This window comes from Falsibacillus albus (assembly GCF_003668575.1).
Taxonomy (GTDB): Bacteria; Bacillota; Bacilli; order Bacillales; family DSM-25281; genus Falsibacillus; species Falsibacillus albus.
On sequence record NZ_RCVZ01000002.1, the window covers coordinates 242,641 to 258,075 of the forward strand.

18 protein-coding genes are annotated in these 15,435 nt (G+C 39.7%); 7 read left to right on the plus strand and 11 right to left on the minus strand.

Annotated elements, in window-relative coordinates; all coding sequences use genetic code 11:
* The first annotated feature begins 291 nt into the window (after positions 1-291).
* Positions 292-1,497, plus strand: a complete 1,206-nt coding sequence (locus D9X91_RS03825) for a M20 family metallopeptidase (protein ID WP_121679238.1) — start codon at positions 292-294, stop codon at positions 1,495-1,497.
* Between the two features lie 49 nt (positions 1,498-1,546).
* On the opposite strand, the gene D9X91_RS03830 is transcribed toward D9X91_RS03825, so the two are convergent.
* The 3 genes from D9X91_RS03830 to D9X91_RS03840 all read right to left on the minus strand — a co-directional run bounded on the left by D9X91_RS03830 (position 1,547) and on the right by D9X91_RS03840 (position 4,411).
* Positions 1,547-2,263, minus strand: a complete 717-nt coding sequence (locus D9X91_RS03830; RefSeq protein ID WP_121679239.1) for an EcsC family protein — start codon at positions 2,261-2,263, stop codon at positions 1,547-1,549.
* A 191-nt stretch (positions 2,264-2,454) separates the two neighbouring features.
* Positions 2,455-3,678 carry an ABC transporter permease gene (locus D9X91_RS03835; RefSeq protein WP_121679240.1) on the minus strand — a complete coding sequence of 408 codons (1,224 nt, stop codon included), beginning with the start codon at positions 3,676-3,678 and terminating at the stop codon, positions 2,455-2,457.
* Entirely contained in the window at positions 3,665-4,411 is a 747-nt protein-coding gene (locus tag D9X91_RS03840) for an ABC transporter ATP-binding protein (RefSeq protein WP_121679241.1), read from the minus strand. Before D9X91_RS03840 ends, D9X91_RS03835 begins: the two co-directional genes overlap by 14 nt.
* Positions 4,412-4,972: 561 nt before the next feature.
* Here D9X91_RS03840 and D9X91_RS03845 point away from each other — a divergent pair.
* The gene (locus D9X91_RS03845) at positions 4,973-5,392 is read left to right on the plus strand and encodes an HIT family protein (RefSeq protein WP_121679242.1); all 420 of its coding nucleotides are present in this window, start codon (positions 4,973-4,975) and stop codon (positions 5,390-5,392) included.
* A gap of 198 nt (positions 5,393-5,590) precedes the next feature.
* A complete protein-coding gene (locus D9X91_RS03850) occupies positions 5,591-6,109 on the plus strand; it encodes a tryptophan transporter (protein ID WP_121679243.1) in 519 nt (172 codons plus the stop codon).
* 493 nt (positions 6,110-6,602) lie between these two features.
* Here the strand turns inward: D9X91_RS03850 and D9X91_RS03855 are convergent, their stop codons facing one another.
* Positions 6,603-6,797 (minus strand): hypothetical protein, encoded by a 195-nt coding sequence (locus D9X91_RS03855; protein ID WP_121679244.1) that lies wholly within the window; start codon positions 6,795-6,797, stop codon positions 6,603-6,605.
* A gap of 155 nt (positions 6,798-6,952) precedes the next feature.
* Here D9X91_RS03855 and D9X91_RS03860 point away from each other — a divergent pair, with 155 nt between their 5' ends.
* Positions 6,953-7,330: a YtxH domain-containing protein gene (locus tag D9X91_RS03860; protein ID WP_158598228.1), complete on the plus strand. Its 378-nt coding sequence runs from the start codon at positions 6,953-6,955 to the stop codon at positions 7,328-7,330.
* 309 nt (positions 7,331-7,639) lie between these two features.
* Positions 7,640-8,215, plus strand: a complete 576-nt coding sequence (locus tag D9X91_RS03865; protein ID WP_121679246.1) for an HTH-type transcriptional regulator Hpr — start codon at positions 7,640-7,642, stop codon at positions 8,213-8,215.
* A gap of 3 nt (positions 8,216-8,218) precedes the next feature.
* Here the strand turns inward: D9X91_RS03865 and D9X91_RS03870 are convergent, their stop codons facing one another.
* Entirely contained in the window at positions 8,219-8,599 is a 381-nt protein-coding gene (locus tag D9X91_RS03870) for a DUF1878 family protein (protein ID WP_233569557.1), read from the minus strand.
* Positions 8,600-8,762: 163 nt separating this feature from the next.
* On the opposite strand from D9X91_RS03870, the gene D9X91_RS22810 reads away from it, so the two are divergent.
* Complete coding sequence (locus D9X91_RS22810; RefSeq protein WP_121679247.1) at positions 8,763-8,942, plus strand: hypothetical protein; 180 nt, start codon at positions 8,763-8,765, stop codon at positions 8,940-8,942.
* A 77-nt stretch (positions 8,943-9,019) separates the two neighbouring features.
* Here the strand turns inward: D9X91_RS22810 and D9X91_RS03880 are convergent, their stop codons facing one another.
* From D9X91_RS03880 to D9X91_RS03890, 3 genes are all read right to left on the minus strand, one after another.
* On the minus strand, positions 9,020-9,106 hold the full coding sequence (locus D9X91_RS03880) for a YjcZ family sporulation protein (RefSeq protein ID WP_121679248.1): 87 nt from the start codon (positions 9,104-9,106) through the stop codon (positions 9,020-9,022).
* A 66-nt stretch (positions 9,107-9,172) separates the two neighbouring features.
* Positions 9,173-9,253: a YjcZ family sporulation protein gene (locus D9X91_RS03885; RefSeq protein ID WP_114744072.1), complete on the minus strand. Its 81-nt coding sequence runs from the start codon at positions 9,251-9,253 to the stop codon at positions 9,173-9,175.
* Positions 9,254-9,415: 162 nt separating this feature from the next.
* The gene (locus D9X91_RS03890; protein WP_121679249.1) at positions 9,416-9,502 is read right to left on the minus strand and encodes a YjcZ family sporulation protein; all 87 of its coding nucleotides are present in this window, start codon (positions 9,500-9,502) and stop codon (positions 9,416-9,418) included.
* Positions 9,503-9,685: 183 nt separating this feature from the next.
* On the opposite strand from D9X91_RS03890, the gene D9X91_RS03895 reads away from it, so the two are divergent.
* Positions 9,686-10,648: a peptidylprolyl isomerase gene (locus D9X91_RS03895; protein WP_121679250.1), complete on the plus strand. Its 963-nt coding sequence runs from the start codon at positions 9,686-9,688 to the stop codon at positions 10,646-10,648.
* A gap of 46 nt (positions 10,649-10,694) precedes the next feature.
* Here D9X91_RS03895 and D9X91_RS03900 read toward each other — a convergent pair whose 3' ends face one another.
* From D9X91_RS03900 to D9X91_RS03910, 3 genes are all read right to left on the minus strand, one after another.
* Entirely contained in the window at positions 10,695-10,880 is a 186-nt protein-coding gene (locus tag D9X91_RS03900) for a sporulation YhaL family protein (protein WP_121679251.1), read from the minus strand.
* A 542-nt stretch (positions 10,881-11,422) separates the two neighbouring features.
* Positions 11,423-12,367: a 3'-5' exoribonuclease YhaM gene (yhaM, locus tag D9X91_RS03905; protein WP_121679252.1), complete on the minus strand. Its 945-nt coding sequence runs from the start codon at positions 12,365-12,367 to the stop codon at positions 11,423-11,425.
* Between the two features lie 77 nt (positions 12,368-12,444).
* On the minus strand, positions 12,445-15,432 hold the full coding sequence (locus D9X91_RS03910) for an ATP-binding protein (RefSeq protein WP_121679253.1): 2,988 nt from the start codon (positions 15,430-15,432) through the stop codon (positions 12,445-12,447).
* Positions 15,433-15,435: the final 3 nt, after the last annotated feature.

Sequence of the window (15,435 nt, forward strand, 5' to 3'; positions counted from 1 at the left end):
TTATTGGAGCAGAATGTGTAAGACTCCGGAGGCTAGGCAAAGGAGAACTAAGAGGATGTTCGATTAAGATCAGCATCTCGTGTGCCAACATCGAAACGACCTCACTTCCTGTCAGGCCTCTCGGAAAGCGAACATTCTTCCGCAGAAATCAACATTCATCACTCTTGAGCAATAGCTACAGACTTTACGCATAGACCCAGATTTCAAATCAATATTTTTCGTTTATCGAAGTATTGGGTAATGTTATAATATTTTTAAATGTTTAGAAAATTCACTTATGGGGGTTTTAATATGTCGGAAAAATTATTTCGAATACTGGAGTCGCAGTATGATCAAATGGTGGAAATCAGAAGACATTTGCATCAGCATCCTGAGTTATCATTTCAAGAAGTGGAAACAGCCAAGTACATAGTGAATTTCTACCGAGGACTGGGAATGGATGTTCAAGCAGGGGTTGGCGGAAATGGAGTAGTCGCTCATTTAAAAGGCGGTAAACCTGGAAAAACCGTTGCAATCCGGGCAGATTTCGATGCCTTGCCAATCCAGGAAGAAACGGGGCTCCCATACCAATCTTTGAATAAAGGCGTCATGCACGCATGCGGGCATGATGGGCATACAGCCACCCTCCTAATCCTTGCTAAATCATTGAATGAATTAAAAGATGAATTGGCAGGAGAATATGTTTTCATTCACCAGCATGCAGAAGAATATGCACCGGGCGGAGCCATCGATATGATCAAGGACGGCTGCCTTGAAGGTGTCGATGTTATCTTTGGTACACACCTGTGGGCAACTGTGCCTTATGGAGTCATTCAAACACGGACCGGTCCATTCATGGCTGCTTCTGATAGGTTTACCATAAAAATAAAAGGTGAGGGCGGCCACGGAGCCCAGCCTCATAAGACCAAAGATTCTGTCGTCATTGCATCCCAACTGGTCATGAACCTTCAGCAAATCGTCAGCAGAAGGGTCAATCCGATCGATTCGGCAGTCTTGTCGGTCGGCTCCTTCATTGCAGATAACGCTTTCAATGTCATTGCCGACAGCGCCAAATTGATCGGAACTGTACGAACATTCAATGAAGAAGTACGCGATCAAATGGAAGCAGAAATTGAAAGAATCATAAAAGGGGCCTGCTATGCGTCTGATTGCAGCTATGAATATAACTATGATAGAGGCTATCCGGCCGTTGTCAATCATGCTGATGAAACAGAATTTTTGAAAAAATGTGCCGAAGACGTGCCTGATGTAATCAAAATCGAAGAAACGGACCCTGAAATGGGCGGCGAGGATTTTGCATATTATCTTCAAAATGTAAAAGGTACCTTTTTCTTCACCGGCGCAAAACCGGATGGTGTGGAAACTGCTTATCCGCATCACCACCCAAAATTCGACATCAATGAAAAGTCTATGCTCACTGCTGCCAAAACATTAGGAGCTGCTGCCATTAAGTATCAATCCAAACACGTAAAAGAGTTAAATGAAGTAAAGCAATAAAGGAACAAAAAACCGGACAAATTTTGTCCGGTTTTATTCTTCGAAAGACTCATTGATTAAAATATCTCAACCGGTATGCTTGGATGGCTGTATCCCCGAGGTACTCCAATAATGAATAGTTCGCATATGCTCCAACAAATGCGCCTATTCCCGGAACAAGCTGAAGAAGCTTTGCAAAGTCGATATAATCTCGGTACTCCTGCTGAAATTGCCTCCAATCCAAATCATCAAGCTCATTCTTATATTGTTCCCAATTTTCGATGATACTCAGCTGATCCAGTCTCTTTTCATCGCTGGAGAATGCGAGCTGGAAGACGTGCAATATGAACATTCTTTCTTCATATCTCTTGATATCGTGCCCATATTGGGCTCCAATTTCAAATAAAAGCTTCATTTTTATGCTCAACAATAAAGGAAAATCAGCCATTCCAAGGATTATACCACCCGCTCCTGTTCCGGCTCCTTCAAGGGCAGCTGTTTTTTTGTAGGCATTGATTTTTTGTTTAATTAATTTTTCCCTTGCCTCAAGATCCATATTATCTTCTGGATCTGTTTTCGTTAAATATTCAGAGCCAAACAAAGTGATCTGAACCATTTTTTTAATGCTTTCCGTCACCACATGATGGATTTTCTCCGGAATAAAAGAATTGACTTTTTCTTGAGCTCTTTTGGCCATTCTTTTGATCATGCTGGAGCGTGTGTTGATTTTTTTCTTCCAACGTTCAGTGTCCTGTTTAGCGATGGATACATAATCAGAATTGTTCATAACCATGCCCCTTTTTGATTTCTTTACGCTCTTTTCGTATTGGCCGGTTGTTCCATCCGGAGTCTCGTACCTTCCGCTCCATTCAAGATCATATGATGAGTTTTTAAAGAAAAACTGTTAAAAACAACAACCTTTGAGAAAAGAGCCTTTCTTTAACATACGAAAACAAGTCAAAAGGTCCAAAGATACAATCAATATTTTTCCATTTTCGATAAACGCATCGGGATATATAGCTGAACAATGAACATGCTGAATACCGCTCCAATGATGAAGGAAGCTCCACCGCTCATCCATTCATGTTTGACCATCAGGATCACCAAAAAGATAAACGTTTGGATCAGCAATAAGACTTGCGTCAACCTCAAGAAAGACTTTTTTTTCAACGAATGGTTAACAGGATATAAGTGTACCCAGATTTTATTATCCTGCTTCTGGAACAAAGGTATCATTTGGAAGCCTGTCAAATAAATAAATAGCAATGTAATGCCGATAATGACAAACATATTATGGCTGAAGTAAATAAATACAGCAGCAATGATCGTCAATCTGCAAAACAACCCAAAATATTCCGAATTTCGAATGAACGTTCTCGAAAATAAATATTGAAAGCTGCTATTGTGTCCGTAGGAGACAAACTTGAGAAGTGGATCAAGCCATTTCCTCCTTCTTACTTCCCCTTTTAATTTCGGAACATCCGTAAACAAATTGGCCACTCGATAAAAAAGCAGCATCCTTTGTTGTTCCAATTCAATCAACGTATCCCATTTCAGAAGCTTATTTTTTGTAGCATTCCAATAATAAATGAACAATATCACATAGACGACAGCCACAGCCGCAACCAGCCAATACGATGATTTGGCAGTCCATAGAAAAATAAATATGACATTCATTAGCAGCCTGCCGATTTTATCAAGCTGATTGAATTCCTTTTCCTGGAATTTAAGCAGGAACCATTGAATATACAAATTCCATACCTTTAGGATCAGCAAGGGGATGAATAGGTAAAAGAACGATTGAAACCCCTCTCCCGTTACTCCTGCATAAAGCGGCATCAGCACAGCCAATATGATTAATAGCTGATAGCTTTGGGTAAAAAAACTGGTCCAAATCCCTTTTCGGAAATAATTGGCCATTTTATGTTCAAGCGGAAGCAAAAAAACTTGATCAGCTTCTTTCAGCAATGTTTGAATCGGACTGATTGTCACGATGATCCCTAGAATGATCGCCATCACCCATGAAACGGGAAAATTTTGGTCCAATGTATCAATCCAATTGTTGTAATAATATGCTCCACCACCGATGGCAAAAATCATGACGAACAACAAATGATCATTCAGCATGTAGCGCAAATATTTCCTGATTTCTTGATTATAGGTCTGTGATCTTTCCCTCCAAAGCCTGTTAATTTGTTTCATCCTGATCTTCCTTTGTCAGCTGGATATAGATGTCATCCAAGGTTGCCCCAGGCATATTAAATTCTTCTTGAAGCTCCGCCAAACTTCCTTGTGCACGGATTTTTCCATTATGTAAGATGATGAATGAATCGCAATACCGTTCCGCAGTGGCTAAAATATGCGTGGACATCAGGATGCCTGCACCGCTGTTTTTCATATCATTCATTAAATCCAACAAGGATTGGATGCCTAAGGGATCGAGCCCAACAAATGGCTCGTCAATGATATAGAGGCTTGGCTTGACCAAAAATGCGCACATGATCATCACCTTTTGCTTCATCCCCTTTGAAAAGTGTGCAGGAAACCAGCCCATTTTTTTCTCTAGTCGAAATTCCTTCAACAAGGGCGGAATCCGTTCTTGATAAACCGACTCGTCCAATCCATAGGCCATGGCAGTCAGCTTCAAATGCTCTTCCAACGTCAATTCATCATATAAAATGGGGGTTTCAGGGATATATGCAAATTGTTTGCGATAATTTTCCGGCTCTTTCGACAAGTGCTTTTGATTAATGCTAATCTCCCCATTTTTTGGTTCAAGGAGGCCGATAATATGCTTGATTGTCGTACTTTTTCCTGCACCATTCAATCCAATCAATCCAACGATTTGGTTTTTGTCTATAGAGAAGGAAATATCTTTGAGTACCGGCTTTTTCGTATAGCCTCCTGTCAATTCTTTCACATTCAATAGTGCCATAAGGAACATCCTTTCTAACAGTCCTGAATTCATTTTATCAAATTTGCCGGCAAGATGTTATCTTGTACCCGGTCGAGTGGAAAAATTTCCTATTCATATAACTTTTCAAACTGTACATCATAATAATCGAAGGGGTCACAATCTCGAAAACGGGGTGGTTGTTAAAGACCGATTACCGTAAATGCACATTGCTATTCGAGCCTGAGAAAGGGATAGTCCTCGTGCATTGGAAAATGACATCATCATCAATTGATTAAACCATCATTTAAAATGAGGTGTTTATCAAAGAAAGATCAGATTTCCTTCTTTAGTTCCAAGCTATTGGAAATTTTAAAGATATAGGGGATGGTCGTATTGAACATGTGTCATGAAGTCCAAATTCATTTGTCGAACACATAATCATTGTATAATGAGGTGTTTATCAAAGAGAATGGCCGAAACTTTTAACCTTTAACCCTTCATTGGACAGGATCTTCCACGAAAATCCTGTCCTCTTATTATTTTCCGATTCTTCTATCGATGTGGTAAACTGAATGCAAATCATTGAAAGGTGGATCAGGAATGAGCGACTGTCTTTTTTGTAAAATATTGAATGGGGATATTCCAGCGTCTAAGGTTTTCGAGAATGAACATGTCTTGGCTTTTCTGGATATCAGCCAGGTCACCAAAGGACATACCCTTGTCATCCCTAAAATACATAAAGAAAACTTATATGAGCTTACTCCGGAGATAGCGGGCAACCTATTCAAAGCAGTGCCTGAAATAGCCAATGCCATAAAAAAAGAATTCAATCCTATCGGCCTCAACCTATTGAACAACAACGGAGAACATGCAGGACAATCCGTTTTCCATTTCCATATGCACATCATCCCCCGTTATGGAAAAGGGGATGGATTTGGAGCTGTTTGGAAAAACAATTCGAGTGCCTATAATCAGGAGGACTTGCACGCGATTGCAGAAGCCATTGGACAGCATTTATAAAGAGTTTCTTGATTGACGAAGTCCCCCAGTTCCCTTCTGGGGGACTTTCATTTCTAGGAAAATTTGGTCAGCACGATGATCCTATTCAAGGGACAGGATGTATGTTATACTATAGACATTCTTTCGCTGCAGGCAAGAGTGCACTGCAGGAAAGCATCAGTTAAGTATAGTCATAGATTAGAAGAGGAGAGTCGAGATATGAAGACAAAAACATTAGTAGCCCTTTCCTTGATTGTCGGGATAGGCGCAGTATTGCACACAATCATTCCAGGGATCGTCTTTGGTCTGAAGCCGGATATGATGCTTAGCATGATGTTCCTAGGCATTCTTTTATTCCCGGAAAAGAAAAACGTATTACTTTTGGGGGCTGTCACTGGAATCATTTCCGGATTGACTTCCACATTTCCAGGAGGATTCATTCCGAATGTCATTGATAAGCTCATTACTTCTTTTACCTTTTTCTTCGTTTATACAGCATTGGTGAAGAAGTCTAATTCTATAAAAGCTGCTACGGCCCTTACAAGTTTAGGCACCATTTTATCAGGATTCATTTTCCTTACGTCTGCATACTTCATTGTAGGTTTGCCTGATTCCTTTGTCCTGTTGTTCGGAATGGGAGTACTGCCAGCAGCGGTAATGAACGGCATCGTCATGTTCATCATCTACCCTGTCGTTCAAAACATTTTAAGAAGAACCCAAATTGCAGAAAATATATAAAAAGAGGCGACCACCGAGTCGCCTCTTTTATTTTGTATGCAAAAGGAAGAAAATATACTCTGTAAATCCCTTGATGTGGTGATTCTTTTGCTTTTTCATATCGATTACTTTGTGTCTGGATCATATGATTGTCCTATCCGCTGCAGACATTTGCTATCCGATCCCTTTTTCCTTAGCGGATTCTCTACTTTAATACTGTAGGCACAAGCGAAAACAAAGGTAGCGTGTGTTGATTTTCACGGAAGGACGCCCGCTTTCCGAGGGGCCTCACACGAAGTGAGGTCGTTCGATGTTGGCACACGACGTGCCGAACTTAATCGAACATCCACCCAACCTCTCCTCCCTACGCTGCGGGGTCTCACCTTGCCCGCTGATCCCTCAGGAGTCTCGCATCTTCCGTTACAATCAACAACGGAAATGAATTCTAACAGAATAACTTTTGAAAACAACAATCTTTGAAAAAGCAGCCATTCCAATGGCATCGCCTCTTTTTTTAATTGACAATCAATGAAAGCAATAATCCTAATATCAATACGATGATTCCTCCCGCTCCGAGCACTCCCGCTCTTTTCTTCATGAGATTTTTCGGTGGATAGATCCCCGGCCGCTTTATGGCTATCAAATAATGAAACGTCCCAAAAAATAGTACTGCACTTATTGCATAAAAACAAAAGATGACTCCGCTCACCTTCCCCACCCCTCTAGCACAATACGCTTACTAAATATCTATGCGAAGACCATCCAAAATATCTATAAATTCCTTGTTCCTCCCTTCGCGGAAACTTGCAGGAATTAATGAAAACGTGTAGAAATAGAATAAACAAATACTATAGGAGTGACGCAATGAATAAAAAAATTTTTTCATATGGACTATTGTTTGGAACAGCTATTGGCGCCGTATCCGCACTATTGTCTGCACCATCTTCAGGCAAAGAGCTCCGCACCCAGCTGCAGGAGTCCGGAGATGAATGGCTGAATACGCTCAAGGAAATCAAAGTCAATGTTCAAGGCTTAAAAGACTCCGTTGCAAAGGTTTCAAAGGAAGGTAAGGATACAATCCTTCAGTTAACTTCCGATATTAAAGAAATCGTCCAGCAATGGCAGCTGGATTCAAAGCCTAATAAAGATCAGTTAAAATTGGAAATTGCAGAAATTCAGCAAACCATAGCAGAACTGGAATCTGAAATCCATAAATCAGATAAAACCACAGTTTCATCCTGATATAGTAAAGGCCGTCCCACAATTTTTAAATGGGACGGCTTTTTTTTACCATTTACTTTTTCACACAAGCATTCCTCTTACAACTTGTTCAGTTCCTGCATTACTTTTTTATATGATGCAATCCCATAATTTCTTAAAAACATCGTCTTTTTTTCGTTGAAAATTCATTATTTCAAAAAATTTTGTAAATTTACATCTTTATTAATTTTTGTTTTATTGGCATAATAATATGTAAGGGCTTCCTAAAAGAGCGATTTCTTTCCTATTACCAAAAGAAAGAAAAAATACATAGATAAGTAGGTGAATGAAATGACAGAAACTCCATTTTCCATGAAAGAAGCGATGCTGTTCAGCCAGCGTATTGCCCAACTAAGCAAGGCATTATGGAAATCCATAGAAAAAGATTGGCAGCAATGGATTAAACCTTACAATCTCAATATCAATGAACATCACATTTTATGGATTGCCTACCACCTTAAAGGAGCGTCCATCTCTGATGTGGCTAAATTCGGTGTCATGCACGTATCCACCGCATTTAATTTTTCGAAGAAGCTTGAGGAAAGAAATCTCTTAAGATTTTCCAAGAAAGAGAATGATAAGCGAAACACCTATGTCGAACTAACCGAACAAGGTGAAGAAATTCTATTAAACTCGATGAAAAACTATAAGCCCACAGATAATATTGTCTTCAAGGGGGCCATGCCTTTAAGAGATCTCTATGGAAAATTCCCGGAAATCATTGAAATGATGACAATCGTAAAAAATATTTATGGCGATGATTTCATGGAAATCTTTGAGAAATCTTTTAATAACTTCGAAACTGATTTTATTGAGGAAAAGGGACAGATAATAAAAATATCGGAAGAAGTGAAAGAAACCATATAATATCTATATGTTTTGCTCCAATAGAAGCATCAGTTCTTCATAAAGCTTTTGTTTTTTGCAGGCATCGATCACTTCTGCGGGCTCTAACTGAGAATGAAGCCTTTCATTGAATTTTTTAAAAAGCGGAGAATAAAAAACAAATCCTTCCGCTTTTTGTTCTTTCAGCTCTTTGTTCAGCTCTTCACATAATCTGTGGAAGTCCATTACATCTTGCTCCGACAAATTCTTTTCAATGATTAATTGGTCAAATTCAAAACCTTTCGGTGACATCATTTTCAATAAAAGCTTTTGTTGAAATTCGAGCTTTTCAATCCTTTCAAGCAGCAATTTCATTTCATCACGTTCCTTTACTTCATAATATTCCGCTGTTCGTTTTAATGACATGATATAATAATATCACTCATTTTTTATATTGGATAACATAATTCATTCAAACGATGAAACCTGAAATTTCTCCAATATCCAAAGATCTGATGCCATAACTCTATCTTTTTTGAAAAAAATTTGGTATCGTTATCGGTAGAGGAGATAAAGGGGAGGGGTTAAGATGATCTCCGCTTTTGTAGTTCTAGCGATATTTATTTTATATTTCATTAACACCTTAACTAATTCTTTATGTGTTCAGAAGGAAATCCCTGAAGATAAGCAAGGAAAGGTGTTCCGGACGATTAATATATTGATAACCATACTACTCGTATCATCTTATGTAGAAATTTTGTTCGCATAATCGAATCGGCCTGCTGTATACATAGCTAAGAGAGACAGACTCGAATGAGTCTGTCTCTTTTTCAGCTGCTGGAATGATTAGTAAAGCCAAGAAGCTCCGATGATGATAAGTAGGATAAAAAGAACCACTAATAGCGCAAAACCGCTGTTATATCCGCAAGTCATGAACGTTTGCCACCTTTCATTGTGGAACATAAGGCGATACCATGCCTTATGTTCCATGATTTTATATTACAGCCAAGCTGCACCTACGATAATTAACAAGATGAACAACACTACGATTAAAGCGAAGCCGCCACCGTACGCACCCATATGTTCCACCTCCTTTAAAAGGACTAAAATATACTATTCATTTCGATGAAAGAACGTTTAGGCATTCATCATATTTTTTCAAAAAATCGAGATTTCCATCTATATAGAGCCAAGAATATTAACAATCCCCCTGCCCAGACAGGGACTATTTACTTAATTTTCTTAACAAATATAAGCGGAACCTACGATAATCAATAAAATAAACAGCACAACCAGCAATGCAAATCCTGAATTAAAACCAGCACCCATGGTCAATTACCTCCTTTTCTCTTCAAATTATCTTATGAAAATTGTGTGACAATTGGGTTGATTCAAATGCCCATTTTTACCAAAAGTCTCTGATAAATGTTTTTTTTCTGAATCGATTTGTGATATAGTATGTTTTGTGGATTTGTACAACCCACGACATTTTTATATTGGGAGTTGTTCAGCATGAAAAAATGGATTTTATCCCTTTCATTAGCTGCCGGAGTAATTGGCCTGGCTGGCTGCAGTGGAAACGGCGGGGGCAGCGATGTTGTTGCCAAGACTGATGCAGGGAACATTACAAAAGATCAATTATATGAAGCAATGAAAGATAAATACGGTGAACAAGCACTTCAACAATTAGTATTTGAAAAAGTCTTATCTGACAAGTACAAAGTTACTGATAAAGAAGTCGACCAAAAAATCAACAAGATCAAAGATCAGTTAGGTCCAAATTTCGAACAAGCTCTTCAACAATATGGATACAAAAATGAAAAAGACCTTCGAGAAACATTGAAGATCGGCCTTTTACAGGAAAAAGCGGCAACTAAAGATGTTAAAGTTACCGACAAAGAATTGAAAAAGGCATATGACGATTATCAGCCTGAAATCAAGGCAAGCCACATTTTAGTCGATGATGAAAAAACAGCTAATGAAATAGAAACGAAATTGAAAAATGGCGAAAAATTTGCTGATTTGGCGAAGAAATATTCCAAAGACACAGGTTCAGCGAAAAACGGCGGAGACCTAGGCTGGTTTGGCCAAGGAAAAATGGATCCAACGTTTGAAAAAGCCGCTTATGCCTTAAAAGTCGGCGAAGTAAGCAAACCTGTCAAAACACAGTATGGCTACCATATCATTAAATTGACTGATAAGAAGAAGAAGAAATCATTTGATGATATGAAGAAAGAGCTGACTGAACAAGTTAAAGCTTCAAAAGTCGATCAAACCAAGATTCAAGAAGCCATGAAAAATGAAATCAAAAAAGCGGATCTAAAAGTGGAAGACAAGGATTTAAAATCCACTTTCGATCAATTATTGAATAGCCAGCCTTCTTCTGGTGCAAGTGCGGACGGAAGCAATGGCTCAGCAACTGGAGCCGATTCCAGTTCAAATCAATCCTCTGACCAATCAAGCGATCAGAAATAAACATGAAAAAGCATGAAGGATCTTATCCTTCATGCTTTTTTGCATTTCATGCCCCATCCTTCAGTTGTTTCCTCATTTCCCTTTCCTTTTCCATTCTTTCAATGTAGATTTCGCCTTCTTTTTCAAGCCATTCCTGTTCTTCTTCCCGGTCTTCCTTTGCGCTTTTTACTGACATGAACGCACTGAATAGAATTCCTGCTGCAACGAAATATATCCAAATAGGCAGTTCCATTTCTCAATCCTCCTGAATTCTTTACTTATCACCACTCTATGCTTGTCTAAATGGATGTATGCACAAAATATGCTTTCAAAAAAATCAGAGGCGATTTTCAATTGAATTTTTAGTAAACTTAGTTGATATTCATTAAGTTGTATAGTTGATTTCCGCTGCGGGGTCTCACCTGTCTAGCTCTGGGGCTTAGGGGCCCGAGGTCATAAGCAGATTCTGTCAAAAAAACAAAGGACCCCTTTCCCTCAGATTCGGCTTATGCTTGTCGCCCCTAGGCAAAGCCCCGCCGCTTTTCTAACTGTCCCGCTAATCCCACCGGAGTCTTCGTCTTGCACTCCAATCAACAGCTGGAAACGCTCTAATATCAACGCCAAGCTTTAACAGAGCACGTAAAAATAGCTATATTGAAGAAGAAACTTTGCTTAAACGATCCCGCTTTATTTGCTAAAGCAACGAAGTATAAGAAAAGAGCCTAAATAAAAAAGGGAATCCGATTCCCCTTCTTAGAGTGTCATGGATTCCCTTATTACCATTGCTTTGCTGATTTACTTATGAAAAGTTGGTTTATAGAACGATCTGTTCTCCAATGCGAATACTCGCTCGGAGAATTCACCTGGCTTGACTCTTTCCAGTGCACGGTCAAGCATGTTCATTTTTGCATCAAGATTATCAATATAATGAAGAATTTCGGCTTCTTTGATCATTGGAGGCTTCGGACTTCCCCATTCCGGCTTTCCATGGTGGGAAAGGACCAAATGCTGCAGGACGACAATTTCCTCTCCGTTTATCCCGAGCTCTTCCGCTGCTTTTCCAATTTCATTGATCATGATAGTGATGTGTCCGAGCAGGTTTCCCTCAATCGTATAAGTCGTCGAGATGGGACCGGACAATTCAATTACTTTTCCTAAATCATGCAAGATGATTCCGGCATATAATAAATCCTTGTCCAATGATGGATAAAGGCCAGCAATCGCTTTGGCCAAATCAAGCATGGAAACGACATGATATGCGAGCCCGGAAATGAACTCATGATGATTTTTGGTTGCCGCCGGATACTCCATGAATTCAGTTTGGTATTTTTTTAGCAAGTACCTAGTAACGCGTTGAATATTTGGGTTTTTCATTTCAAAAATATATTGTGTGACCTTGCTATTGATCTCATCTTTGCTGACCGGGGCGGTTTCAAGGAAATCCGAAATTTCCATTCCATCCACCGCAGTAGCCGGACGAATCTGGCGAATCTTAAGCTGCTGGCGTCCACGATAATTTTGAAGATCGCCATTTACCCTGACAATAGTTTGAGCTTGATACATCTTTTCGTCTTCATCCGATGCATCCCAAAGTTTTGCCTCGATATCGCCTGATTTATCCTGCAGAATCAGGGTCAAAAACGGTTTGCCATTGCTGGCTGTCGCTTTTGTTGAAGTTTTAATCAATAAATAAAGATCGACTTGATCTCCAATATCGTAATGAAGTACACCTCTTGTCATCATCCATACCTCCGAATTTTCCTTTATGGAAAGTATATCATACATCCTTCTGATGGTGGAATCATCACCTTCTCAGCTTACTGTACCCTGATAGGTTCCTTCCTTGTTTCACCCAATAAGGACTGCTGTTCCTTTGGGAATAATTCTCTAATATGTTCATGACACGTAAAAAACAGGATTTGAGTATGACTGCTCACTTTTGAAAGCATTGTTTTCACCTGCTGCATTCGCTCCCTGTCAAAATGGACAAAAGCGTCGTCAATAATCATTGGTGCAGGCGATTCTTTTAACAACACAGCAGCAAGGGCAAACCTGAATGCTGTGTATACTTGTTCAGATGCAGCTTGGCTCAATTCATCAGGCTCAAATGGAATACCATCTTTCCTGATGACAAAAAAGGATTTATCTTCTTTTTGGATAATGTTTGTATATTCACCATTAGTCAAGGTGGACAAATAGTCTATTGCTATTGAAATGACTTTTGGGAAACGCTCCTTCTCATACCGGTTGATTGTATTGGATAAAAGGTTTTTGGCCACAGCCAAAGCCGCCCATTCTTTTGCAAGATCATTAAATTTAGACGTCAAGTGATTGAAGCGATGCATCATGTTAGTGTAGGTCCCGCCTTCTTCGAGTACTTTCAATTTGTGAACCAACGAGGACTTCTTTTCCTGCAATTCTTGTATTTTTCCGCTGCATTCTTTCATTAAGGATTCCGTCGCCGTCAATTCTTCTTCAAGTGCAGAATGTGAGTCGAACTGATCCAGGGATTTAATATCTCCTTCTGCCAATTGCATAAGGTGAAGCTGCTTTCGTTCAACCATACTTACCTTTTCCTCGGCCAATTTCGCTGCTTTCCTGAATTGTTCTTCATCTTCAGTACCTGCCAGCTCGAAAAGTTTGCGAAGCTGAAGCTCACATTGCTGTTTTTCATTCTCGGCCTTAATATACCTTTCATCATATTGCATCGACTTTTGTGAAGCTTCCCGGTAATAAAACCGCTTCTCTTCTTCCTGTTTCATCCGTTCCTTCAATTTCAAGACCACTTCATCCAGTTGGAATTCCTTCCATCCCAACGGAGAGATCAATTGCCTCAACTGTCTTTCCCATTCTTCCTTCTTCACAGCTGCACTTTGGGCATATCCCTTCCGTTTCATCACTTCTCTTGATAGCTGGATAATCTCCTGAATATAATTGAAAGCATCCTCCAGCTGAAGGATTGGAAATGAATAAGGCACTTGAAGGCTTTTCCTTAAATCTGCAGTCCTTTTTTCATGTTCCTCGCAATTCTTGGCATGTCGCTCGATTTCAGCTGAAAATTCTTGACAGCGCGCCTGCTGCTCTTCAAGCCGGATGAGGATCTGTTTCCATTCGTTCCTTAATTTCAATTGTGAATGATAAAGTCCTCTTTTGGTTTGGTTATCATTGCCGTCTTCTTGCAGCAGAAGTTGAATATCTTTTTTTCTTTCTTTCAAATCATTGAGCTTTGATTCTCTATGTTTCCTGTCCATCCCCTGCTTTCTCTTATTGAAGGTGATTTTCACTGCAATCACAGTTAACAAAACAATGGAAAGGATGCCTATCATGATTTGAACCTGGACCATCCCCCAAACCGCTCCTAATAAAAATACAATCGCCAAAATCCATTCGATAAGATTTTGCAAATGACTTCCTGACTTTCGCCCTTCCAATTCCAACTCTTTGATACGATCTGTAATCAAGGATGCTTCTAGTCCCAAAGTCTGTTTGGAGTTTTCAGCTTGAATCGATTTTTCCAGTTTTCGAAACTCTTCTTCCTGTAGAAGCTGCTCTTCCACCATTGTAAGCGCTGCTTCACATTCTTTCACCCTATTTTGTTCTTTTTGCCTGTTATCATGAATTTCTTCCTTTAATGCGGCAAGCTTTAAATGCTCTGCAATGACATCCTTTACCTCACCCTTCAATTGAATCCCTGTCTGGAGCTTATCCCACTGTTCAATGGTCTCCACAGGCATGTTCAATTGTCGCCTATAAAGATCGATCTTTTCTTCTAAATCTTCGATGGCATGCAATTGGCTTGTGACTTCCTCACTCCATTGAAGAAACAGCGGCCATTCAGTTATTTTTTGTGATATTGCCGCTTCATGCTCCAAAAGATAGGAATCTGGGGCATATTTTTCAAGCCGCTGCATGATTTCTTTTCTTTGTTCGATAATGGAATCATGTTCAGCAATCACTTTCCCCTGTTTTTCCAGACACTTCTCCAGCCTGTTCAGTCCATCTGAAGGAAATGATACATTCGCCAGTTCCTCAAGCCTATTGCTCGTTAGTAAAAACTCTTGATAAAGCGGCATTACACTATCAAGGTGCTTCAATTCAAGCATCTTCTCCGACAGTCTCTTTTCTTCATCGATCAGACCTCGCAGCTCGCGATCCATTCGATCCTCTTCCTGAAGCAGGTTTTCATATTGATCATTGCCATGCCTCGCCTTTTTCACCTCTTTTTCAAATTCACGGATATCATGTAGCTGTTGATTTAAATCAGGTTTGCGCCCATTTGGTTTAAATAGCTGTTCCATTTTTTTTTGCAGCTCATTTTCAGCCTGAAATATTCCTTCTGTCCCCATCGTTCCTGCTGAAAAGAGATACTTGGAAATATCTTCTTTGCTTAATTGGTGGACACGCTGGAGGCCATGGACACTGAACGAAAATATTGCCTGAAATGTCGGTTTATCCATTCCATCCAAAACCAGTTCCAACATTTCTTCTCCGCCTGTTTTTCCATCCTGAAGAATTACCTTGACATCACCGACAGCCTTTCCTTTGACTCGTTCAACGATGACACTTCCATATTTCTCAGTTTCAATCGTGAGCTGTCCGCCATATTTTGTATGCGTCTTTGGAACATACCTCGGTTCGTTTTGCACTTTGGTCGGGAAACCAAATAAAATGCTTTGAATGAAAGCGATAATGGTCGATTTTCCGGCTTCATTCTTGCCATAGAACACTTGCAGTCCCTGGTCCGGTTCAATTATGAAATCTTCAATTTTCCCATAGCCGTATATATGTATTTTTTTTATGTACAATGC

Excerpts from the sequence above, each read along its gene's own strand:
- D9X91_RS03825 (WP_121679238.1), top strand. The coding sequence starts at position 292 with ATGTCGGAAAAATTATTTCGAATACTGGAGTCGCAGTATGATCAAATG.
- D9X91_RS03830 (WP_121679239.1), bottom strand. The coding sequence starts at position 2,263 with ATGAACAATTCTGATTATGTATCCATCGCTAAACAGGACACTGAACGT.
- D9X91_RS03835 (WP_121679240.1), bottom strand. The coding sequence starts at position 3,678 with ATGAAACAAATTAACAGGCTTTGGAGGGAAAGATCACAGACCTATAAT.
- D9X91_RS03840 (WP_121679241.1), bottom strand. The coding sequence starts at position 4,411 with ATGGCACTATTGAATGTGAAAGAATTGACAGGAGGCTATACGAAAAAG.
- D9X91_RS03845 (WP_121679242.1), top strand. The coding sequence starts at position 4,973 with ATGAGCGACTGTCTTTTTTGTAAAATATTGAATGGGGATATTCCAGCG.
- D9X91_RS03850 (WP_121679243.1), top strand. The coding sequence starts at position 5,591 with ATGAAGACAAAAACATTAGTAGCCCTTTCCTTGATTGTCGGGATAGGC.
- D9X91_RS03860 (WP_158598228.1), top strand. The coding sequence starts at position 6,953 with ATGAATAAAAAAATTTTTTCATATGGACTATTGTTTGGAACAGCTATT.
- D9X91_RS03865 (WP_121679246.1), top strand. The coding sequence starts at position 7,640 with ATGACAGAAACTCCATTTTCCATGAAAGAAGCGATGCTGTTCAGCCAG.
- D9X91_RS03870 (WP_233569557.1), bottom strand. The coding sequence starts at position 8,599 with ATGTCATTAAAACGAACAGCGGAATATTATGAAGTAAAGGAACGTGAT.
- D9X91_RS22810 (WP_121679247.1), top strand. The coding sequence starts at position 8,763 with ATGATCTCCGCTTTTGTAGTTCTAGCGATATTTATTTTATATTTCATT.
- D9X91_RS03880 (WP_121679248.1), bottom strand. The coding sequence starts at position 9,106 with ATGACTTGCGGATATAACAGCGGTTTTGCGCTATTAGTGGTTCTTTTT.
- D9X91_RS03885 (WP_114744072.1), bottom strand. The coding sequence starts at position 9,253 with ATGGGTGCGTACGGTGGCGGCTTCGCTTTAATCGTAGTGTTGTTCATC.
- D9X91_RS03890 (WP_121679249.1), bottom strand. The coding sequence starts at position 9,502 with ATGGGTGCTGGTTTTAATTCAGGATTTGCATTGCTGGTTGTGCTGTTT.
- D9X91_RS03895 (WP_121679250.1), top strand. The coding sequence starts at position 9,686 with ATGAAAAAATGGATTTTATCCCTTTCATTAGCTGCCGGAGTAATTGGC.
- D9X91_RS03900 (WP_121679251.1), bottom strand. The coding sequence starts at position 10,880 with ATGGAACTGCCTATTTGGATATATTTCGTTGCAGCAGGAATTCTATTC.
- yhaM (WP_121679252.1), bottom strand. The coding sequence starts at position 12,367 with ATGACAAGAGGTGTACTTCATTACGATATTGGAGATCAAGTCGATCTT.